This window comes from Verrucomicrobiia bacterium (assembly GCA_035574275.1).
Lineage (GTDB): Bacteria > Zixibacteria > MSB-5A5 > DSPP01 > DSPP01 > DSPP01.
The window spans coordinates 1-20,913 of the sequence record DATLYY010000027.1; the positions used below are offsets into that span (position 1 = coordinate 1).

Genomic DNA, 20,913 nt, shown 5'->3' on the forward strand with positions numbered 1-20,913 from the left:
TGAACGCCACCACCCGGCGGGACATGCAGGGGAACATCATCGGGGTGATTGGCGTCGGCCAGGATATCACCGAGCGGAAGAAGGCTGAGATGGAATCGGCCCGGATTGCCCAGGAATTGACCAACCTGATTGACACGGCCAACGCTCCGATTTTTGGCATCGACAAAGAGGGGCTCGTGACCGAATGGAACCGGACGGCGGTCGCGATTACCGGCTATGAAAAACGGGAGACCCTGGGCCGCAATTTGGTGGAGGAGTTCATCACCGAGGAATACAAGGCCTCCGTGAAGGAGGTTTTGGACAAGGCGCTCAAGGGGATCGAAACCGCCAACTACGAGTTTCCCCTCTACACGAAGGATCGAGAGCGGCGGGAGGTTTTGCTGAACGCCACCACCCGGCGGGATATGCAGGGGAACATCATCGGGGTGATCGGGGTCGGCCAGGACATCACCGAACGAAAAAAATTGGAAACGCGGCAGAAACAGACCACCGATGCGCTGACGGCTTGGGTGAAGGCCTTGGAGGCGCGCAATCGCCAGGCCACCCTGCTTAGCGAGGCGGGAAACCTCTTGCAATCCTGCCTCAATCTCGAAGAAGCATACGGGATAATCAACCAGTTTGCGCCAAAGTTGTTTCCGGATACGCCCGGGGCTTTGTTCATCCTCAACTCCTCGGCCCGGCAGGTGGAAACCGTGGCAGTCTGGGGGAAGCCGATTTTGGGCCAACACACCTTCCAGCCGGAAAACTGCTGGGCCCTGCGGCGCGGAAGGGACCATTTGGTGGAAGAGGACCGTCCTGATCTGCTCTGCCGCCATCTTTCTTCTGCTCCCCGCTTTGGCTACACCTGTCTTCCCTTGGTGGCTATGAGTGAAACCTTGGGGGTGTTGCACCTGCAGGCCAACCCGGAACTGTCCGGCAAACCCAAAGATATTCGCGAGCAGGAAATGGAAAGCCAGCACCGGCTGGCCAAAATCGTAAGCGAACATTTCGCCTTGAATCTGGCCAATATCAAATTGCGTGAAACGCTCAAGTTCCGTGCTATCCGCGACCCCCTTACAGGGTTGTTTAACCGCCGCTACTTGGAAGAGACCTTGACGCGGGAGCTTTCGCGGGCGGTCCGAAACAAGGAGACGCTCGGCGTCATCGTGCTAAGCCTGGAAAATTTACGGGAGTTCAACGGCTCCTACGGCCACGAAGCGGGGGGTGCCGTTTTGCGCACGGTCGGCGACTATCTTTTGCGCCGCACCCGCGGGGAGGACATCGCCTGCCGTTACAGCGACAGTGAATTTGCCTTGGTCATGATTGGCGCCGATTCGGAAGCCACCCTCCTAAGAGCGGAAAAATTGCGGGAGGAAATAAAGGCCCTCAAAGCCCCCTCCGGGAAATCGGCCAGCATCTCGGCCGGCGTGGCCTGCTATCCGGAGCACGGCACGACCAGCGAAACGCTTCTGCAGGCCGCCGAATCCGCCCTCTTTTTTGCCAAAATAGAGGGACGGGAGGGGGTGGCTGTGGCCACATCCAAATAACTGACCTACAACCCTCAACGCCTCCTCTTTTGAAGAAAGCTATTTTCTTCTACGACTCTTGCTACGGCTCGAGGTATCTAATGGATCGTAAGACATCGTAAAGCATCGCACTCCATAGCACAGAATGGACGACGGAAAAAAGGTGCTCATCTTTTTGTACCACGGCAAGTTTCGCCGTATTTCATGGTGATTCAACAGGTCGGTGGAGAAGGGCTCGGCATCTTTGTTCATGTTTCCTAAACCGTTGGTCGGCCGTTCGAATCGGCCCGGGGGTAGTTAAATCAGAGATTGGAGACAGGAGATTGGGAATTGGTAAAAAATACCAAGTCTGCCGGCTCCAAGGTCACCAGCGCATCAGTTTGCTGATTGTGGAAACGGCGGCCGGGTCGTCCGGGAAAATCACCGGCTGATCCTTCGTGCGCACCGTGCGGCCGCCGACCCGTTTGGCCATCACCTTCACCGGGCAGCCGCAGGCACTATAGATAAAGGTTACCTCCCGCTCGACCCCCTCCGGCCAGAAGGATTTCACCGTCTCGCCCGTGCCCTTCAGTTTGGCTTCCAGAACGGAGGCCGGGTTCCCGGAGCCGTCCACCTGAAAGGTCTCCCCCTTGCCGTTGTCGATGTAAATCGTCAGATTTTTTCCGGTAAAAGTCGAGGCGGCCGGGTTTTTGGCGGGCGTGATCTGGCTTTGCCACAGAATTTCCCCCGTGCGACTGAAAACCAGAGCCCCCGTCCCCGGTTTTTCCGTGCTGACGTGCATTGAAAGGTGCAGTTTCCCTTCCGGGGTGGGCTGTCCGTAGGCGTCGATGATGGCGAAGGTGCGCCCCTGCCCGTCTACCGGACGCCAGACGCGCTGAATTTGGGTCAAGGCCTCGGCAATGGAGGGGATTTTTTTCCCGAAATCGAGCTCCACCGTGACCATGATGGCCTGGTTTGCCTCCATGGTCATCATCTTGGGGGCCTTGGCCAGTTTTTCGGAAAAGTCGAGTTGGGCCGAAACGGGTGCGGCGGCCGCAAGGAAAAGGAGGGCCGAAAAAAAGAGGGGTTTGGCGAGAGCCGGATGGTCAATGGTACAGGGCCGGTTTTGCGTCATCATATACAATCCCACCACCTCCGATGGTTTTTATACAAACAAAACCGTCGAAAGGAGATTATTCAGCAAACCATTTCCGCAGACGCTCCGTTTCGAACCTCTTTTTGGCCAAAAGGCCGGAGCGGGAGGGGGGCTTCAAGACGAAGCGGGGGCCTTCCGGATGCAAAAGCTCCGCCTCCGCCGGGGCGGCCTGCCCGCCGCCGACATCCACAAAGCAGGCCCCCTTTCCGGAGTAGGGGGTTGAAGGGGCGCCGGTTATCTCCGCCGTCAAGTAAGACGCCAGCGCCAAGGCCTGGGCCTCGGCAAAAACCCCCGCTTTGGGATGGGGGTTGCCGTTGGGCAGCCGCAGGGCGGCCGCGTCGCCGATGGCGAAAACGTTTTTGAGTTTCGTTTTGAAGCTTCCCAGCTCAACGGGAATAAAACCGGACTCGTCGGCCAGACCCGCCCCCTCGGCCAGTTTCGGCGCGTGGTGCGGGGGGACGGCGGCCAGCAAATCAAACTGCAACTCCGCGCCGTTTTCGTAAATCAGTTTCCGGTTGGGAAACTCCACCAGTTTCGGCTTGTGGAGCGGGAGATACTCAATTTTCCGTTCGGCCAGCATTTTTTTGACCGTTTCCCCGATCAAAAGCCCGGCGACCGGCATCGGTTGCGGCTCCGGAGTGGAAAGCACCAGCCGGACGTGGCTGCGGATTTTTTTCCGGCGCAAAATTTCATCCACAAGCAGCGCGTACTCGTACGGCGCCGGGGGGCATTTGAACGGAACAGAGGCGACGGCGAGCAGGAGGGTTCCGGTGTGAAACCCGCCCAACGCGGATTTGAACTGCAGAACCGAATCAAAATCGTACAGGTTGTAGGCGGCTTCTACAAGCCCCGGCAGCCGTTCGGGCGTCCCTTCGGCCCCCAAGGCGAGGACCAGATAGTCGTATTCCAGCCGCCGGGATTTGGTGTGCACCGCATTTTCGGCGGGTTGAATGGCGACGGCTTCCTCTTGAATGAATTGCACCCGTTTCAAGCGGAGGGAGGAATAGGGCCGGCGACCCTCCTCCGGTTTGCGGCGGCCGGCCAAAGTCCACTGCATGGAAAGTCCCATTTGAAAATCCGCTTTCCGTTCCAGCAGCAGCACGTCCGCTTTTTTCGATTGGGCCAGCGGTTCCAGCGCCCGGGCCAACGTCAGCCCGCCAAAGCCGCCCCCCAGAATCAGGATTCTTTTTTGCATCCTTGTGAATAAGAGGGAAAATTCGTATTTTGTAAAGCGGGAGGCCGGACACAGCGGAAGCAAAAAGGGATTGACAGGCCGAAAATATCCCCTAAATTTCCGAGTTTAGGATGAGGTCTTGAGATTCAAAAACCAATGAGGTGGACAATGCGGCAGGTGTACCGGTTCGTAGTTGTAGCGGTTTTTTTGTTTTTGTCATGGTCGTTGGCGGGGGCGCAGGGATCGCGCGTGTATCGAAGCAATACTCTCGGTTATGATCTGTTACCCTATCAACTGCCGGGTCTGGATTTGAACTTCTCCCCCGGAGGGGCCGCCGCGCGGGGAATGGGGGGGGCTTTTTCCGCCGTGTCCGGCAACCTTTCCTCCATCAGCATTAACCCGGCCGGGCTCGCCTCTTTGAACCGCCCGCAAACCTCCGTGGTTTACCGTTACAACCGCCCCAGCGTCCGCAGCCGCCAGCTCGGTTCCACCGCCGGTTTGGATTACAATGACATCAACAGCTTCGACCAGATTGACTTCGGCGCCATTGCCGTTCCGGGAAAACTTTTCGGCCGGGATTTTGTCGGCGCCGTGGCCTACAACGTTTTTGCCGACCAGTTCTTTTCCGACCAGGCGAGCTATTTGGGAATCACCCGGGTGGATACGCTGTATCAATCCACCAGCCATAACTTCACCCGCCGGACCAGCGGCAAGCTGGCCGGTTTCAATCTGGGCGCGGCCACCCGGGTCGGACCGCTTTCTTTGGGAGCCGGCTTTGTGATTTATCAAGGGGGATTTTCCGACACCACGGACTTGTTGGTCGGGCCGTTTTACACCAAGCCGGCCAACGGGCAGGATACCGGCTATATCCTTCCGGGTTTTGACAAGCAGCGGCTGGCCAACAAGGTGGACTACCGGGGCAGCAGTTTGACTTTGGGGGCGCAGTTCGAATACAAAAAGGCCCGCTTGGGGCTGGCCGCACGAGTCCCGGCCTTCACCCTCGGCGAAACCGATTTGTTCCGGCTGAAATCGAACATGGACATCGGTTTTTACGATTCGGTTTTTGTCGGCGGCCTCTATCAGGCGGGGCAGTCCCAGTTGAGCACTTTGTTCTTCACGGACAGCCGGCTGGAACTGCCGCTTTCGGTAACCTCCGGTCTTTCATACCTTTTCGGCCGTTCTCTTTTGGTGGATTTTGACTACACCTACACCAACTGGGGGGCCGCCGATTTGAAAACGCACGCCATTTTCCACTCCCAGCAGTCCAATTTGGCGACTTTGGAACTGGGCTCTGCCCCGGTCGGCCTCACCTCCACCCACCAGGTTCGTTTGGGCTGGGAACTGGAGTTGAATCCCAGTTTCGGCCGGCTTTTCATCCGCGGCGGCCTGCGTAACCTTCCCGGGCGGACGCTTCCCAGCGTTATTCCCAATTACGCGATTTTCACTGAGAGAAACCCGGATTCAGAGATTATTGACTTCAGTTTTTTTGGTGACACCAACCACGTCTTTGTAACTGACGCCCAAGGGAACGTCGTCGACACGAACTCCACCGTCACCCTGTACTACGGATACAGCAATGAAGACCGCTTTTACGCCGGGAAATTCTGGCAGCGGTTCGGCGCCTCCTTGGGCTTCGGCGTGCGCTGGAACCAGGTGGGGATCGATTTGGCCTACGATTACGTCACCTTCCGGCGCAACAGCTACACGGTTACCCCCTTTCGGGGGGAACAGTTGGTGCATTCCCGCCAGCAAAGGCAGCACCGGCTGTTCGTCAGCTTTACCGGGTACTTTACCCGGCTGTAGGGGAACCGGCCCTTCCGGATGATTTTTTTTGAGACGCGCAACAGGAAGAACGAACATCCAATAAAGGACCATGGCAGAAAAAAAATTGACGCGGCATGAATTGAAGGAAGACCCGCTGGTGACCGGGGCCTTTCGGGCTCGCGAATACCTGGCGGAGTACCGGGAGAAGTTTTTATGGGGGCTGGCGGCGTTGGCGCTCGTCATCCTGGCCGGATTCTGGTATTTTAACAGCCAGCGGGAAAAGAATGCGCAGGCGGAAACGATTTTGACCCGGGCCAACCTGGAACTGCAGACCGGGCAGCTCCCTTTGGCGATGCAGGATTTGCGGCTTCTGGTGGAAAAACATTCGGGCACAAAGGCCGGCAAGGAGGCGTACTACTATTTGGCGAACGCCTACTTCCAGATCGCCGACTACGAGCAAGCCGAGCATTACTACGGCGAATTCCTCAAGCGCTCCGGGAAGCTTCCCGTCATCACCGCTTCGGCCCACGCCGGGCTGGCTACCTGCCTTGAGCTTAAGGGAAAAAACAAGGAGGCGGCCGGGCACTTTGACCGGGCGGTGGAGGCCGCGGAGGGGAATTCGCAGACGCCGGATTACCTGGTCGGCGCCATCCGCACCCACGCCGCCATCGGGGATTCGGCCCGCGCCCGGGAATATTTTGCCCGGCTGAAAAAGGATTTCTCCATCTACCGGGATCAAATCAACCAATCCCTTCTCTATATGGGGATGCACGGTATCTACGAGCAGCCGCAATAGCATCCACGACGTCCGGGCGGTTGGGGCGTTGAATCTTTTTTTGGCGCGGGGGTAGAACTTTTGAGTATGCAAGCCGAACCGATTCTGGAAACCGAGAAACCGGCCGAAGAGCGGGAAATCGAGGAAGGGCGGGCGGCGGCGCTTTTGGCCTACGTTCCCTTCATGTGCTTCGTTCCCCTTTTGAAAATGCGCCACAACCGCTTCGCCTTGCGGCACGGCAAGCAGGGCCTGATTTTGCTTTTGGTGGAGCTTCTGGCGCTGGTTTTCTACATTCCCTTCGTCTCCCGCCATTTCTGGGCCTCCGTTCTGATCCTGTCGCTTCTGGTCTCTTTGTACGGCTTGCTGCAGGTGCTCCAGGGGCGGGACTGGAAGCTCCCCTTGCTCGGCGATTTGGCCGAAAAAATCCGCCTTTAGTTTTTCTTCCCTTTTGGGGGATTGCGGGTTGACCCGCTTCCCCTTGGGGCCTATTTTGTACGGCATGAACGCCGAGCTTTCCGCCAGGATTCCCGTCCGGTTGCTTTTCGGCCTGTTTTTTGTTTTTGGGCTGGCTTGCGCCACCACCGGGCCGGGGGGGAAAAAAAGCCTGATTTTCATCGACGGCGGGACGGAGGTCTCCCTGGGAAAGCAGGCGGAAAAGCAGGTTTTGACCCAATCCAAGGTGCTGGCGGACACTGTATGGCAAAACTACGTTTCCCGGGTGGGGCAGTCCTTGGCTGCGCATTCCGAGCGAAAAGACGTCCAGTATACCTTCACCGTTTTGGAATCCAAGGAAATCAACGCCTTCGCCCTGCCCGGCGGGCCTTTGTACATCTACACCGGCCTTTTGAAACTGATGGAGGATGAAGCGGAGCTGGCCGCCGTTTTGGGGCATGAAATCGGCCACGTGGACGGGCGGCACGCCGTCCGCCAGATGCAGCCGATCGTGGGGATTTCGGCCATCGAAGCGCTCGCCTTCGGCGACAAGAGCCCCGCCGCCAGGCAGGCTTTAAACGTGGTTTTGGGAATCGCTTTGACCGGCTACGGCCGGGGGCATGAGCTGGAGGCGGACCAATTCGGTTTGATCTATATGCAGCGGGCCGGCTACGACCCGAGCGGGACTGTGCGGATGTTCACCAAACTCGGGGGACAGGGGGAGCGGGAGCGGAACGTTTTTGAAAAACTTTCCGCTTCCCACCCGGAAACAAAAGAGCGGATTGCCAAGCTGGAAGCCGAGATAAAAAAGCTCCCTTCCGGCGGCAAGACCGGCCGGGAAACGTATCAACGGATGAAAAAACGGCTTCCCGAATAAGGAGGTGCCGATGAAAAAGCTCTGTTTCGGTTTTATTCTTTTTGGTTTCTTCTGGATGGGGGGCGTCCCCTCGATGGCCAAGGAGAAGCGCAAGACCGGTGTGCTCTCCAAAACAACCTTCACCGATTCGGCCTTCGGCTACACCACCTCCTTCCCCCCCCTCTGGAAATCCAAGGTGAAGGACGAGCCCTCGCTCGTGCGCTTGACCTTGGAAAAAAACGACGTGCAAATCAACCCCCGCTTTTCCTTGGAACGCTCCAATGCCGGGACCCGCCCCCGTTTTTTGATTCTGGCCGACACCACCTCCCACATTCTGGACGATTTCGTCAAGCTGCTTTTCGGAGATCGTCCCTGGAAGCGGAGGGGGGAATATTTGAAGGCATTGGACTGGAGGCCCTTGGACGAGGAGTTGGACCGCCGGCGGGTGACGGTGGCGGGCCAGCCGGGAATGCAAATCAGCTTTGCCCGGGACATGACCGCTTATTTTGCGGAAACCAGCGAAACCACCTCCGGAATGGAGTTCCGCGCCGAGGTGGTCACCGTTTTCAAAAAAGAAAACCGAATCTACACCACCGTTTTATTCTCATCCAAATTTTTTCTGGAGAGCAACGCCAAGGATGTGCTGCCGGTTTTTGCGGACTGGAAGTTTTTGGAGGAAGCGCCGGCCGTGGAAGCGGCGCCGAAGGATAACTGATCGGTTTTCAAGCCAAACAAAAGCCCCTCTTTCCCGCATGGGAAGAGGGGCTTTTTAATTCAGGGTTGAGCTACGCCCGCGCCGGCGCCGGCTTTGCCCAGGACACTTTCCCGAACAGGGCCGCCAGCAGGATGAAGGCATTGAAATACATCAAATCGGAGGCCAGCGTGTTGCGGAAGAAGGGAAGCGCGGCAAGAAAGCACTGCGCCAGCCCCGACGCCGTCGGCGGATACAGCGAGCCGGACGCCCAGACCCCAAAGTTGGAAACGAGAAAGAATAACATTGACCCACTCAAGGGAAGGGCAATCGTTTTTTTCATCCCCGCCGCTTGCCGCATCCCATAACCGGTGAAGAAAAGCAGTCCATACGACAGATAGACCCAGAGAAAACCGGAGTAGAAGCCCAAATAGAGGTCGGCGGCAAAAACCGCCGCCAGAGGGAGCCAGAGTTTCCGTTTATCCCCGCTCATCCCGGCCAGAAGGGCCAGGGCGCCCAGCGGGGCGAAATTGGGGGCGTGGGGCAAAAGCCGGATAAGCACGGTCAAAACGGCCAGAAAATAAATCATTTTTCCTCCTTGTTTTCCTTTTCGAACCGCCATTCAATCGTGTCGCCGGCGGCCGTTTGATACCGGTCGGAGGCGACGTCCGGCGGTTTTCCATTGACGTAATACAACCAGAACCGGCCTTCCTGGTTTTTTACGCCGTCAATCCCTTCCACAAAACTGCCGACGGATGAAGTCTTTTTTTCAACTTCGTGCGACGCTTCCAAAAGCTCCAACGCGGTTTTGCCGTCCGCGCCATAATAGCGCACCGTTAAAGTGCTGTCAACCCGGCCGGAAGGGGCCGGTTTCTCCTTCGTTCCGCAGGAAAGAGCCGCGGTCAAAAGCAGGGTCGCAAACAAGAGTTTTCGCATTTTTCTCCTTTCTTAGCGGCAGGGGAGGGGAGCGCCCAGAAAAACGTGGTTCAGCTCGCAAACCACGTCGCTTGGAGTTTTATGCCCGTCCCGGTTCAAGTCCATTTGAGAATTGCGCGGCGCGGGCGCGCAGCCCGAAAACACGCAGCCGAGCAGGGCAACCACGTCCGCCGGGGATGCCTGCCCGTCCCCGTTCAAATCGCCGGCCCGAAAGGGGTAGGCAATGTCTAATGAAACGGAGCCGTCCCCCATTTGAAAGCTGGCGACAACGGCATCGGAAGGGCCGATTTTTTTCACCGTTCCATCGGAAAAACAGGCCACGTACACCCAGCCGCTGTCGATGTCGTAAACGGCGTCCGTCGCGCCAGTGCCGACCGGAATCGGATTGCCCGGTCCGCGCTCCACGGTTTTGGTGTTCAGATTCACTTTGAAAGCGTTTCCGTTCCCCACGAAACCGCCCGCGGGAAGATAGGCAATGTTGCCGGAAGTCACGGCCGCCGTGGAGGGTTGTCCGCCGGTCAAAATGCTGTCGGTGACGGTTTGGCCGGTTGGGTCAATTATATAAAGGGAACCGGATATGGAGCCGAAGTTCCCGGTGCAGACCGCAAGCAGCTTTCCATCCGGCGTGGGTTTGACGGCCTGCGGGTTGGTGCCGACGTTGATTCGGGCGACGACCGAATCGGCCGCCGGGTCGATCACCGCCAGTTCCCCCTGCCCGTAGGAAAAATCGTTCGGATTGAAGCCGGTGTTGCAGACCCAGATTTTTCCCCGGGCAAACGCCAATCCTTCCGGCGACTGGCCGACCGGGAATTCATCCAGCACCGTTCGGGAGATGGCGTTGAACTTGGAAACCGTGTTGGTGTTGAAATTGGTCACGTACCCCGCGGCCGAATCAACCATCACCAGATTCCAGGGATTTTTGTTCGGCCCCAGTTCAATCGTTCCCAGTTCAGCCAGCGTGTTCCGGTTGAAAACCTGAATGTTGCTTTCGCCGGAATTGACGGCCAAAAGGTAATTGTCTGAAACCACAATTTGGTTTGGTATGATTCCGAGCGTTAAAAGGTGATTGGAAACGGTGCCGCTGTCCAGAATGATACGGCTGGCGGTCTCCGCCAGCCCGTTGGCCACCCAGAGCCGGGCGCTTTGACCAAAGGAAAGGTTGGGAAAAATCGCCAGCAACAGAATACCTGCCACCCGCCGTGATATTCTCACAACTGTTTTCGACATACGAATTGCCTCCTTTTCATTTTTGAGTGCGCCCAAATCTACCATTTCACTTCCGCGCCAAACCGAAAGCTTCTGCCGGGCATCGGGAATAGCTCCAGAATCTCGTAGCGCCGGCCGGTGAAATTTTCCACGGCCAAACTGAAATTCCAGTCCAGCTTCCAGATTTTCGGGGAGAGGGAAAGATGCGCGTCGTAGGTTTCGTACGGCGGCAGGTATTTGGTGTTTTCCGCGCGGGTGAAGCGCTTCCCCACCCAGCGGCCGGTTAAATTCAGAACGAGTATACTGTGATTGGCTGAAATTCGGGCGTTGTGGATATGCCGCGGGCGGAAAATCAACTGCTTACCCTGATGCAGGATGAAATCGGACTCGTTAATCGGCTCGGTCTGGGTGTGATTGACCTCCAATTCAAAAATTTTCGGCAATTGCCACAGGATTTTCTCCTCCCGGCCGAAGGTTTTGGCCCGGGAAACGTTCTGCGGGGTGAATTTCCCTTCGAAGTTCCGCTGCCAGACAATCAGGTTTTTCAAATCGTTGTGAAAAAAGGACTGTTCGGCGTTCAATCGGCCCAGAAGAGGGAGCGTGAGCCGGTAGCCGGCCTCGCGGCTTTCCGCTTCCTCCGGCAAAAGATTCGGATTGCCGGCGGCGAAAACATCCTCCTTCCAGAAAAGGGCGTCCAAGGTAGGCAACCGGAAACTTTTTCCCCAGGAACCGAAGAAACGTGCTTGGACGGCCTTGTTCCAATAGAGCGTACCGGAAAAAAGCGGGGAATAGGCCGGAGGTGTAAAGTCCGTCCAGTCAGCCCGCAGGGCGCCGGAGGCAGCGAAGCTCAACGGAGAAGCAAGGGGAAACTGCCGGTCGGCCAGAAGCGCCGCCCCGCCGGCGCGGCGGGTGGTTTTGCCCAAACTTTTGGCCGGGCGGAGGTCATCCGTTCCCTCCAGCGAACTTTCAGTAAAATCGGCGCCGGCCTGCAAGAGCATGCCTGAAGTTTTGCGTCCCGTTTTGGCTTCCAGTTTTTTCTTTTCGCTTTTGTAACGGTTGTCGTAGTTGATGACGAACGAATCGGGAACCTTAAAACGCTGGTTCAGTTTTTCCCAGCTTGCGGCCGGTTCCAGAAACCAGCCGGATTTCCATCGCCTATCAAATTGCAGACTCACCCCGAACCGTTCGTCCCATTCGCTGGAAAGGGGTGTCAAATGCAGAACATCTCCCGGCAGGCCGCGGCGGGCTTTGGCCCAGAAAAAGGAACTTTCCAATTTCCTGTGCCGCAGATTCGCCTGGACACGGTTGGTCCAGTTGTAGCTTCCCTTGCGAACGAATTCCTGATTTTTGTAGGTATAGTCGAAATCGCCCGCAGCCGAGGAGTTCTGGTAGAAAAAGTTGGCCTCCGTCCCATCGGCAATGGGAATATTCGTTCCGCCGCCGATGGAACGATGACCGAAACTTCCAATTTCCGGGCGGAGTTTCGGCTCGATTCGCTTCGAATTCTCCGGCTTTTTGGAAAAGAGCAGAACGGCTCCGGCCAGAGCATCCGGCCCAAAGCGGGCGGTTTGGGCCCCCTTGTACACCTCGATTTTTTCCAAACCGTCCAGCGACAAAAAACTTAAATCCGCCTCGCCGCGCAGATTAGAATTCAGCGGCCGGCCATCCAGAAGCACCAAAACCTGATTAACCGCCCCGCCGCGGATGGTTATCTGTTCAGTCGAGCCGTACACCCCGCCGGCTTTCAACTCCATCCCCGACGAACGGGAAAGAAGCTGGGCCACGGAGAGATGTTTGGATTTTTTCAGTTCTGTTTGGTCGAAAACCAAGCTGGGTTGGGAGGCCGAAGAAGACAAGCTCTCCGCTGTTACGATTACCGGCTGCCCCGTCCGAATGATGGGGGAAAGCTGAACTTCGAGCCGGGTTTCGCCGTCGGCAAAAACTTTTGTTGCCGTGGTTTGATTCGCATACGAAGGAGATTCGACTTGCAGTTGATACGTTCCCGCCGGCAAGTCATAAAAGAAAAATTCCCCCCGCGTGTCGCTGGTTGTCTTTGCGCCGGTTTCGATAACTTCTACGACCGCGCCGCTTACCGGGCGGCCGGAAAGGGAGTCAAGAATTTGTCCGGAAATTTTAAGGTTGGATTCGGCTTGAAGAGCATCAGTCCATCCGAGAACCAGGATGGCCGCAAATCCGAGCGTTTGGCCGAGGCGAAAAAAAATTCCCGCCTTCGGCGAGAATCGAAAATCCATTCTCCTTCCCGCGAAGGTATATGGTTTGCGCCTCGGCAGGTCTCCTGGCTTGCAGCATCCCGGCGCGCCTTCCCATCCCGATAACTCGGAAAAGTGGCATTTGCGCGGGCCCGGCTGCTCACAGTAGCGGGGCTGCGGCGGTTTTGCACCGCCTTCCCTATTAAGCTCGACGAGCGCCGAAGCTCTGTCACATTTAATCTATCAAGGTTGACGGATTCTGTCAAGAAAAAAGCGACCCGCTCCAAGGAGGGTGAAGCGGGTCTTGAGCCCTCTTTTTACTGCGGTAACCCTTTAACCGGCGCAACCAGAGTCCTCGGTGAAGGAGGTTGAGTAGGTTGCAATTTATTCAAACATCAAAGCCCGTGCCGACTTGAGAGTGGAAGGGTAAAAAGCTAACTTGTTGGAATTCAAAAGAGAATCGTGAATTAAATTTCCCCGGCAGCAACAGAAATCGCAGAAACTGCGTTTTGGCTTAATTCCGGCGCAGAATTAGCGTATCAGAATCATTTTCTTGGTTTCGGAATATCCCGCCGCTTCGGCCTTGTAGAAATAAATCCCGGAGGAAACCGGCTTCCCGTTTTGGTCTGTTCCGTCCCAAGTCAAAATCTGCCTTCCGGCAGTTGCTTCCCCTTCCAACTCATTCACCACCTGCCCGGTTAAATTGTAAATACGCACGGAGTACCGCCCCGCTTTGGGGAGCGTAAGGGAAAAGGAGGTGGAGGGGTTGAAGGGGTTGGGGAAATTCTGGCTTAAACCGAAGCTTGTAGGGGCCGGCTGTTGGCCTATTTCTACATTTGCAGGCAAGGTCGTAAACGTTGGCAAGGCGATGCCGTAATAGTCGCAGGCGGAAACCTCGACCGGTGTTGGAAGGCTGTCGCAGGGTATCGAGAGAACCCGCCGGGTCCCGGGCGGAATTCTGGCATCCTTTTGTGAGGCCACCAAAAGTATCCGCATCTCGCCGCCGACCGAGTTTTCTTTTATTTCCAAACTGACTGCCGAGTCCAGCTTGACCGGCGTTCCCGTTGTCCCGGCTAAATGGAGTCGCAGGAAAAGCCCGCCCAAATCGTAAAAGGAGTTCGTGGTGACAATCAGGTTTGGACCCTCTTTTGTGAAGCTGACATTAACCGGCTTCGGCTCGCCGCGAGGCAGCGGGTTGGCATCCCCCGTTAAAATCCGCGCCATCGTGACCAAGTCTGAAATGTCCAGAACTAATCCATCCCCGTTTACGTCCGAGTTTAGTATTTGAAGCCGCTTTAAAACCGAATCCGGATAAAATACCAAATCCCCATACGGGAAATAGTTCTTAAACAGCTCAAAATCGGCGACCTCAAAGCTTATCCCGTTCAGGTTGAGATCTCCCCGGAATTCATCGTAGGGGGGCTGGGGCAATCGGATTCCACCGTTGACAAAGTCGATAAACTTTTTGGCTTGAGGGCCGTTTGAAGTGGAAGTCGTGCAAGCGGAAACGTTAGTGGGAAAACTGGTGGCAAGGTTGATTGGAGCACCCGTCACGTCGTAAAGGGCATTCACCGTCCAAAGCCGCTGTCCGGTCGAGTCCGAAATCGTGTTATCGCTGCAATCAAACCAGAACCATGAAATTGGGCAGAATTGTCCGGCAAGCACCCGGTCGGCACTTGTTCTGAACTTCAGAACCGCCAATTCCCCTTTGTTTTCCCTTGTCCAGTTTGGCTGATTGCCATCGTTCACGTCGGCTATGGCTACGATGCGGATGAGACAGGAAGGACAGCCCGAGCCGCAGTTGCCGTTGCCGACTGCCCCGTAGCGGTAGGTAAAAAACTCCCAGTCCTGCTCGACCAAAAGCGCTCCCTTGCGGGTGGCCAAAAACTGCAAGCAGGCGCAATCGTAGGACATTAGAAACGAAAAGCCCCCGATTGTCTTGCCGTTCACCAAACTTGGGTCGGCGGCCTCATTCAGATTTCGAATTGACACTTCCGCGTCCGTGCCTTGTTGAGCGGTAATTGTATCTACTGCGAGCAGGAATCTTGAACCCTCAATTACATTTAAGGTGTAGCAGCATTGACTCGAAGCTCCGCAAAGATCGGTGACCATAAGGCATATCTGGTGTACTCCAAAATCCGCGGCGTAGGGAGTCCATTGAACTAATCCGGACGGTGAAACGGTCAAACCCGCCGGACCGGAAACCAGCGAAAAAGTCAAACTATCAGTGTCGGCGGGGTCTGCATCCTGGGCTTTTACTTGCACCTGATAAAGTCTATTCACTTGAATTTGCGCATTGGGCGGGCAGAGGATGCTCGGCGCGGCGTTGGTAACGACCAAATGGAAGGAAGTATTCGCCGTTAAGGGTCCGGGCGTACAACTGCCGTAGCCGTCATTTATTTGAATAGACACGATTTGAGGTGAAGCCCCTACGTCTTTACATGTCGTTTGATACGTCCAAACACCGTTCGAATCAATTGCACCCGGCCCATAGGTTTGAGTAAAAGTAAACGCATCACCGGAATCAGGATCGCTGACCTGAATCTGATTGGTCGCCATCTGTCCATGGGAAACCGTGACGGTTTGTTGGGCAGGAATAGCGTCGGGAGAGTGGTCGTTAACGAGAAGAAAAAACTTGCAGTAACCCAAGAGAAGAGAGGGACCGTTGCTTCTCACTATTAGTTGGACAACAATACCGTGTTTCCCAAGGTTGCAGGTATTTTGCAGCGTATAAAGCCCCGTGATTGAATCAATGGTTCCCGGGCCATATTCCAGTATGTACCTTACATTCGGCTCACCCTCCCGGTCGCTTCCAAAATCAACAGAGTAGGGGGGCCCGCCATACCGTATTGTGTCCTCTGTCGGGCAATTTTCAAGGGATGGGAGCGGGGGAGGGACGTAGAAAGTGCCCGATACAGGCAACTCCCGGCCGTCATAGGTGGAGGCATGAATTTCGAAGCTATCAAGAGTTTCGCTTCGGTAGGGTATCAAAAGGACCTGCCGTTTGTAACGTGGAATTCTGGCGCTATCCGCATCAAAATCCGGAGACAAAAGTACCCGTAGCTCACCGTGGGCGATTTGATATGAAAGCTCAAGATTTATGGCGGTATCCAAAATGCTTGGAGGTCCAAAAGGAAGGCCGGATTTCAGACGGATAAAGACTCCCCCTATATCCTGCTTACAAAGCGTATGAACAAGTAATCCTCTTGAGCTTGGAATGATGGTGAAGTAGGCCGAATCGCTAAGAGTATCCAAGGCGGGTTTTGGCAAGGGATTGGCATCCCCCATTATAACGCGGGCAATATGCACCAAGTCCGCAACCCTAAGAGGTTGCGCGTCTCCGTTCACGTCCGAAGCGGCGATTTGAGCTTGCCTTGCTGCCGAATCTGAAAAGAGTACCGAATCTCCATATAGAAAATAATTCTGATAGAGCACATAATCCGCAATTTCGTATGCTATTCCGTTCAAGTTCAAATCCCCGCGGTCGTTGTTACAGCCATCGGGATTTGGAATGCCAATCCCACCGTTAACAAAAGTGATGCCCCGCTCGACGCGGACTTTTCTGTCGTCAAAAGAAAGGGTATCGCAACTTGAAATGTCTAAAGGGAAAGCTGCCTTTAAATCGAGGAGATTGCCAACAAAATTTATTAAGGAATCGACCATCCAAACTCGATTCTCGGGAAAGTCCATCAGACGATTATCGTAGCAGCTACGCCAGTGCCAACTTACGGGTAAAATCTGTCCCGACAGAGTACAATCGTTTTTTACCTTGAATCTTAACACCAGCCATTCGCCAACATTTTGGCGGGTCAACTGAGGATGGCCGTCTTCGTGTTTGCTTTCGGCCATTGCCGTAATCAACACCGGCGCAAAGGCCCGACAATCGCCTCCCAGAGAACAGGCCGCCGGCTGCGTAATCTCCGTGATTTCCCATCCCTGCTCATCCAGCACCTTTCCAAGCCGAACACCTATAAGTTCAAGGTTTCTATCATCGTAATTGATGAGAAATGAAAACGAGCCAATCGCCGTGCCTTTTCCCACGCCCGGCTTGGAAGGCTCGCTGATATTACGGATGGAAAGACCGACTTCCGCCCCCAAATAGGACATGGTCTGGTCTATGGCAAAGCGAAAGTTTGGCTCCGATTCAGGAAGCGTGCTGCCGAACGTGGAGAGGGGAAGAAATAAGAAGAGAGTCAAAAAGCCAAACAAGAACCGCCGCAACGGCAACCTCCCAATTCTTTCTGGGCACCCGCCCTCCAGATGCTGATTCCAATATAAAGGCATGGACTATCCGGTCAAGCTAAAAATAGAATTGGCAGGAAAAGCGCAAAAACTGCTTATAAGCTCTATTTGATTAGCATCATCCTCTTGATTGACACGGACTTGCCGGCCTCCGCTTTGTAGAAATAAATTCCCGAAGAGACCGTCGCCCCCTTTTGGTCCGTCCCGTCCCAAGTCAAAATCTGTTTTCCAGCCGGTGCCTCCCCCTCAAATGTTTTCACCACCTGCCCGGTTAGGTTGTAAATGCGCACCAAGTAGCGGCCGGATTTTGGCATCGAAAGCGTGAAGGAAGTGGAGGCGTTGAACGGATTGGGATAATTCTGGCCCAGTTCAAAACCTTGCGGGCGATTTTTATCGTTATCCTCGATGCCGGTCGTAATCAAGGTGATGCCACCGCAGGTGTATTCAATTTGGGCCGTGTCAATCCAGTTCTGGTCGGAATCATACATTGTATTGTCGGTCGAATCCTGGAATAGAAAACAAATTGGAATAAATGTTCCCGGCGGGGGCTGGTTCGACACGAAAAAGTTCAAATAAGCCACCGGGCCGCTGTCCGGCTGCAGAGGAAACGATGTGTCCGCGATGCCGGTGATGTAGATTTCTCCCGGGGGGGCACCCCCATCAAAGTCAAAAAAAGTCCAGCTTACGTTCCTTGGAGCGGGCGTAACCGACTGGAACGTCAGGAAGTTCTGATCATAGCTCACCCGCATGTACAAAAGCCCCACCGGCCGGTCGTTGGTTATCGAAATGGTGGCGCTGACCAGTTGGCCCGGCTGGTCAGTGGAATCGATTTTCATCTCGTTCGGCTTTTGCACGGCCGGATTAAGGATGGGGGAGGCGAATTGGGCCGGGCTGGCAATAAAGAACAAAAAAAGCAGAGCAAAAAGCAGGGCTGCAGGCGATCCGGCTTTCGCCGGCGGCAATGGTTTCACAGACGCTCCGTAATCGAGGGTTCCACGTTCAAACCCGGGTCCCAATATACCATCCCTTTTCGGGAGCAATCAAGGCAAAAATAAAGCAGCCCGCTCCGCATTTCGGAACGGGCCACTTTATCCTGAGCCTCCCGTACCACCCTTCGAAGAAAACCGTGCCTGAGGAGGGCTCGTTTATCCTTTAACCGGAAACTACCGCATGAGCATCATCTTTTTGGTTATCACCTGCCGGCCCACTTCCGCCTTGTACAGATACAAGCCGGAGGAAACCGGCCGCCCGCGCCCGTCCGTGCCGTCCCAGGTGAAGACCTGATACCCGGCCGGGGCTTCCCCTTCAAAGACCCGCACCGCCTCGCCCAAGAGGTTGTAAATCGTGATTTTGTAGCGCCCGGGTGTCGGCAAGGAAAGGGTAAAGTTGGTTTTCGGATTGAACGGGTTCGGGTAATTCTGCGACAGGGCGAACTGCGTCGGCAAAACCGCCGCTTTCACCACGACCGGCAGGATCTGCCCGTTGTAATTGGAGGCCTGGGCCTCCACAAATTCGACCGTGCCGTCCACGGGAACGGTAAAGCTCACCTCGCCGGCCGGCAGCCTGGCTCCCCGCTGGTCGGAATCTATAAGAATCCGCAACTCGCCGTTCTCCGCGTTCACCTTGGGTTGCATCCCCTCCGAGGCGGTCAAAAGCGAAAGGGTCTTTTCCGCCGTGCCGGAATACTTGAAGTGTACAAACAACCCGCCCAGCTCCGAGCCGCTCGTGGTGGTGATTTTCAATTCGCGGCCGCTCAGGCTCCAGCTTAAATCGACTCCCGCGGAGATCGGAACCACTTTGTTCGGCAGGGGGGCGGCATCCCCGGTCAAAACCCGGATCAGGGCCACCAAGTCGCCGACCGAAAGGCTGATTCCATCCCCGTTCACATCGGAGGCGGCAATCTGGGCCTGGCGCTGGGTCGGATTGGCGGAAAGCACGCCGGAGCCGTAGATGAAATAGTTTTCGAACAAAACGGCATCCCCCACGTCGTAGGCGGCGCCGTTCAAATTCAAATCACCGCGGTCGTCAATATCCGTGTCGAACGGAATGCAGATTCGCCCATTGCGGAAACAGATTAGCTTTTTGGGAGAGGGTTTCCCCGGCCCGCCGGAGGACTGGTCGCAAATGGAGATGTCGCTCGGGAATTCGGTGGCCAGATTGACCGGGTCGCCGTCCGGGGTGAACAGCCCCTGCGCCACCCAGGTCACGTTGCCCGTGGAGTCGGAGACCGTATTGTCCGTGCAATCGAACCAGTACCAGTTAATCGGGCAACACATCCCGTTCAGCGCCCGGTCGTTGGAAACCCGGAACTTCAAAACCACCCACTCCCCGGAGTTGTCGCGGGTAAGGTTCGGGTGGGCCGCGCCGTTGTTGATGTCGGCAATCGCCACGATTCGAAGCAGGCAGGAAGGGCAGCCCGAGCCGCAGTTGCCGTTGCCGATGGCGCCGTAGCGGTAGGTGAAGAACTCCCACCCCTGCTGCACCAACAGGGCCCCCTTGCGGGCGGAGAGGAACTGCAGACAGGCGCAGTCATAGGAAATCAAGAACGAGAACCCGCCGATGCCGGAAGGATTCGGCAGGGTGGAGGAATCGACAAATTGAATGGGATTGACGACCGGCACTTCCACGTCCGAGCCCAAAAAGGCGGTTATGTCACCGATTTCCAAAGAGAGACAGGGGCCGGTCGGCGGAGGCGGCGGCAGACAGAGAACGTTCACGCTGGCCGTGTCGTAATCCACCGCGCCGCAGGAATTGGTGACCTTGAAAACAAAAACGTAAGGGACGTTGCTTGTCGGCGTGAAGCAGAACTGGGCGTTCACCGGGGTCGGGCCGGTCACCGGGGTGAAGGTACCGGGGCCGGAGACTTTTTCCACGGTGATGATATCCCCCGCATCCGGGTCGGTGGCCGAAACCTGCAGACAAATCTCGTTCCCCGGGCAGTTGAAGACGCTCGTATCCCGCGCGGTAACAATCGGCGGCTGGTTGGTAATCGTGACGGTGAAACTGCAGCTTTCCTGATTGCCGGCCCCGTCGGTGGCCACGCAGGTCACGGTGGTGGTTCCAAACTGGAAGACCGAGCCGGCCGGCGGGGTGCAAACCACGCTCACCGGCCCCGCACAGTTATCGCTGGTAGCGGGGGGCGGGTAATTCACGACGTTGCTGCAGTTGCCCGGGGAATGGGACACGGTCATATTGGCTGGACAAGTGACGGTCGGCTTTTCGGTGTCGTTCACCGTTACCGTAAATTCGCAGGTATCCTTGTTGCCGGCCCCGTCCGTCGCCACGCATTGCACAAAGCTTGTTCCCACCGGGAAAACCGAACCGGGTGGCGGCGCGCAGACCACGGTCACCGGGCCGGAACAATTGTCGCTACCCGCCGGCGGTTGATAGTTCACCGTCGCTTCACAAACTCCGGGTGCATTGTTCACCGTGATATTAGCCGGGCAGACAACCGCCGGCGGCTGGTTGTCGTTAACTGTTACAGTGAACTGACAGGTATCCTTGTTTCCGGCCCCGTCCGTGGCAATGCAGGTTACGGTCGTGGTTCCCACCGGGAAGGAAGAACCGGAAGAGGGATTGCAGGCCAAGCTGACCGCCGGGGTTATCGGAGGTCCGCAGTTGTCGGAAGCGGAAGCGTTATATGATACGCTGGCGGCGCACTGCCCGGCAGCGGCGTTTACGGAAATATTCGCCGGGCAGGTGACCGCCGGCGGCTGGTTGTCATTGACCGTAATTGTGAATTGACAAGTATCCTTATTGCCGGAAGCATCGCTGGCGATGCAAGTGACGGTCGTTGTGCCCACGTGGAACAAAGTCCCGGAAGGGGGCACGCAGGAGACCGTGGCTCCCGGGCAATTGTCGGTCGGGGTTACGTTGAAGAAAATCGCCGTGTCGCACCGTCCCGGAGCGGCTCCAACCGTGATATTGGCTGGGCAGGTGACCACCGGAGGGGTATTGTCATTAACGGTTACGGTGAACTGACAAGTA

15 protein-coding genes and 1 riboswitch are annotated in these 20,913 nt (G+C 56.1%); of the genes, 6 read left to right on the plus strand and 9 right to left on the minus strand.

Annotated elements, in window-relative coordinates; all coding sequences use genetic code 11:
* On the plus strand, window positions 1-1,526 hold a 1,526-nt coding region (locus VNL73_04765; GenBank protein ID HXF48720.1), incomplete at its 5' end, for a diguanylate cyclase.
* A 343-nt stretch (window positions 1,527-1,869) separates the two neighbouring features.
* Here the strand turns inward: VNL73_04765 and VNL73_04770 are convergent.
* Window positions 1,870-2,622 carry a hypothetical protein gene (locus VNL73_04770; protein HXF48721.1) on the minus strand — a complete coding sequence of 251 codons (753 nt, stop codon included), beginning with the start codon at window positions 2,620-2,622 and terminating at the stop codon, window positions 1,870-1,872.
* 55 nt (window positions 2,623-2,677) lie between these two features.
* Window positions 2,678-3,835, minus strand: coding sequence for an FAD/NAD(P)-binding oxidoreductase (locus VNL73_04775; protein ID HXF48722.1), 1,158 nt, complete (start codon window positions 3,833-3,835; stop codon window positions 2,678-2,680).
* Between the two features lie 135 nt (window positions 3,836-3,970).
* Between VNL73_04775 and VNL73_04780 the strand changes: the two genes are divergently transcribed.
* From VNL73_04780 to VNL73_04800, 5 genes are all read left to right on the plus strand, one after another.
* Entirely contained in the window at window positions 3,971-5,617 is a 1,647-nt protein-coding gene (locus VNL73_04780) for a hypothetical protein (protein ID HXF48723.1), read from the plus strand.
* 70 nt (window positions 5,618-5,687) lie between these two features.
* A complete protein-coding gene (locus VNL73_04785; protein HXF48724.1) occupies window positions 5,688-6,374 on the plus strand; it encodes a tetratricopeptide repeat protein in 687 nt (228 codons plus the stop codon).
* Between the two features lie 66 nt (window positions 6,375-6,440).
* Window positions 6,441-6,788 (plus strand): hypothetical protein, encoded by a 348-nt coding sequence (locus VNL73_04790; GenBank protein HXF48725.1) that lies wholly within the window; start codon window positions 6,441-6,443, stop codon window positions 6,786-6,788.
* A 28-nt stretch (window positions 6,789-6,816) separates the two neighbouring features.
* On the plus strand, window positions 6,817-7,662 hold the full coding sequence (locus tag VNL73_04795) for a M48 family metallopeptidase (protein ID HXF48726.1): 846 nt from the start codon (window positions 6,817-6,819) through the stop codon (window positions 7,660-7,662).
* Window positions 7,663-7,672: 10 nt separating this feature from the next.
* On the plus strand, window positions 7,673-8,356 hold the full coding sequence (locus VNL73_04800) for a hypothetical protein (protein ID HXF48727.1): 684 nt from the start codon (window positions 7,673-7,675) through the stop codon (window positions 8,354-8,356).
* 70 nt (window positions 8,357-8,426) lie between these two features.
* Here the strand turns inward: VNL73_04800 and VNL73_04805 are convergent, their stop codons facing one another.
* From VNL73_04805 to VNL73_04835, 7 genes are all read right to left on the minus strand, one after another.
* On the minus strand, window positions 8,427-8,921 hold the full coding sequence (locus VNL73_04805) for a DUF6580 family putative transport protein (protein HXF48728.1): 495 nt from the start codon (window positions 8,919-8,921) through the stop codon (window positions 8,427-8,429).
* Complete coding sequence (locus VNL73_04810; protein HXF48729.1) at window positions 8,918-9,268, minus strand: DUF4430 domain-containing protein; 351 nt, start codon at window positions 9,266-9,268, stop codon at window positions 8,918-8,920. The genes VNL73_04805 and VNL73_04810 overlap by 4 nt, the downstream gene beginning before the upstream one ends.
* Before the next feature lie 12 nt (window positions 9,269-9,280).
* Entirely contained in the window at window positions 9,281-10,495 is a 1,215-nt protein-coding gene (locus tag VNL73_04815; protein HXF48730.1) for a YncE family protein, read from the minus strand.
* A 38-nt stretch (window positions 10,496-10,533) separates the two neighbouring features.
* Complete coding sequence (locus VNL73_04820) at window positions 10,534-12,726, minus strand: TonB-dependent receptor (protein ID HXF48731.1); 2,193 nt, start codon at window positions 12,724-12,726, stop codon at window positions 10,534-10,536.
* Window positions 12,727-12,742: 16 nt separating this feature from the next.
* Window positions 12,743-12,922: riboswitch (cobalamin riboswitch) on the minus strand.
* Between the two features lie 293 nt (window positions 12,923-13,215).
* Entirely contained in the window at window positions 13,216-16,905 is a 3,690-nt protein-coding gene (locus tag VNL73_04825; protein HXF48732.1) for a T9SS type A sorting domain-containing protein, read from the minus strand.
* A gap of 125 nt (window positions 16,906-17,030) precedes the next feature.
* Window positions 17,031-17,897 (minus strand): T9SS type A sorting domain-containing protein, encoded by an 867-nt coding sequence (locus VNL73_04830; GenBank protein ID HXF48733.1) that lies wholly within the window; start codon window positions 17,895-17,897, stop codon window positions 17,031-17,033.
* 192 nt (window positions 17,898-18,089) lie between these two features.
* Window positions 18,090-20,913: HYR domain-containing protein (locus VNL73_04835; protein ID HXF48734.1), on the minus strand; the 2,824-nt coding region annotated here is incomplete at its 5' end.

Excerpts from the sequence above, each read along its gene's own strand:
- VNL73_04770 (HXF48721.1), bottom strand. The coding sequence starts at position 2,622 with ATGATGACGCAAAACCGGCCCTGTACCATTGACCATCCGGCTCTCGCC.
- VNL73_04775 (HXF48722.1), bottom strand. The coding sequence starts at position 3,835 with ATGCAAAAAAGAATCCTGATTCTGGGGGGCGGCTTTGGCGGGCTGACG.
- VNL73_04780 (HXF48723.1), top strand. The coding sequence starts at position 3,971 with ATGAGGTGGACAATGCGGCAGGTGTACCGGTTCGTAGTTGTAGCGGTT.
- VNL73_04785 (HXF48724.1), top strand. The coding sequence starts at position 5,688 with ATGGCAGAAAAAAAATTGACGCGGCATGAATTGAAGGAAGACCCGCTG.
- VNL73_04790 (HXF48725.1), top strand. The coding sequence starts at position 6,441 with ATGCAAGCCGAACCGATTCTGGAAACCGAGAAACCGGCCGAAGAGCGG.
- VNL73_04800 (HXF48727.1), top strand. The coding sequence starts at position 7,673 with ATGAAAAAGCTCTGTTTCGGTTTTATTCTTTTTGGTTTCTTCTGGATG.
- VNL73_04805 (HXF48728.1), bottom strand. The coding sequence starts at position 8,921 with ATGATTTATTTTCTGGCCGTTTTGACCGTGCTTATCCGGCTTTTGCCC.
- VNL73_04810 (HXF48729.1), bottom strand. The coding sequence starts at position 9,268 with ATGCGAAAACTCTTGTTTGCGACCCTGCTTTTGACCGCGGCTCTTTCC.
- VNL73_04815 (HXF48730.1), bottom strand. The coding sequence starts at position 10,495 with ATGTCGAAAACAGTTGTGAGAATATCACGGCGGGTGGCAGGTATTCTG.
- VNL73_04820 (HXF48731.1), bottom strand. The coding sequence starts at position 12,726 with ATGGATTTTCGATTCTCGCCGAAGGCGGGAATTTTTTTTCGCCTCGGC.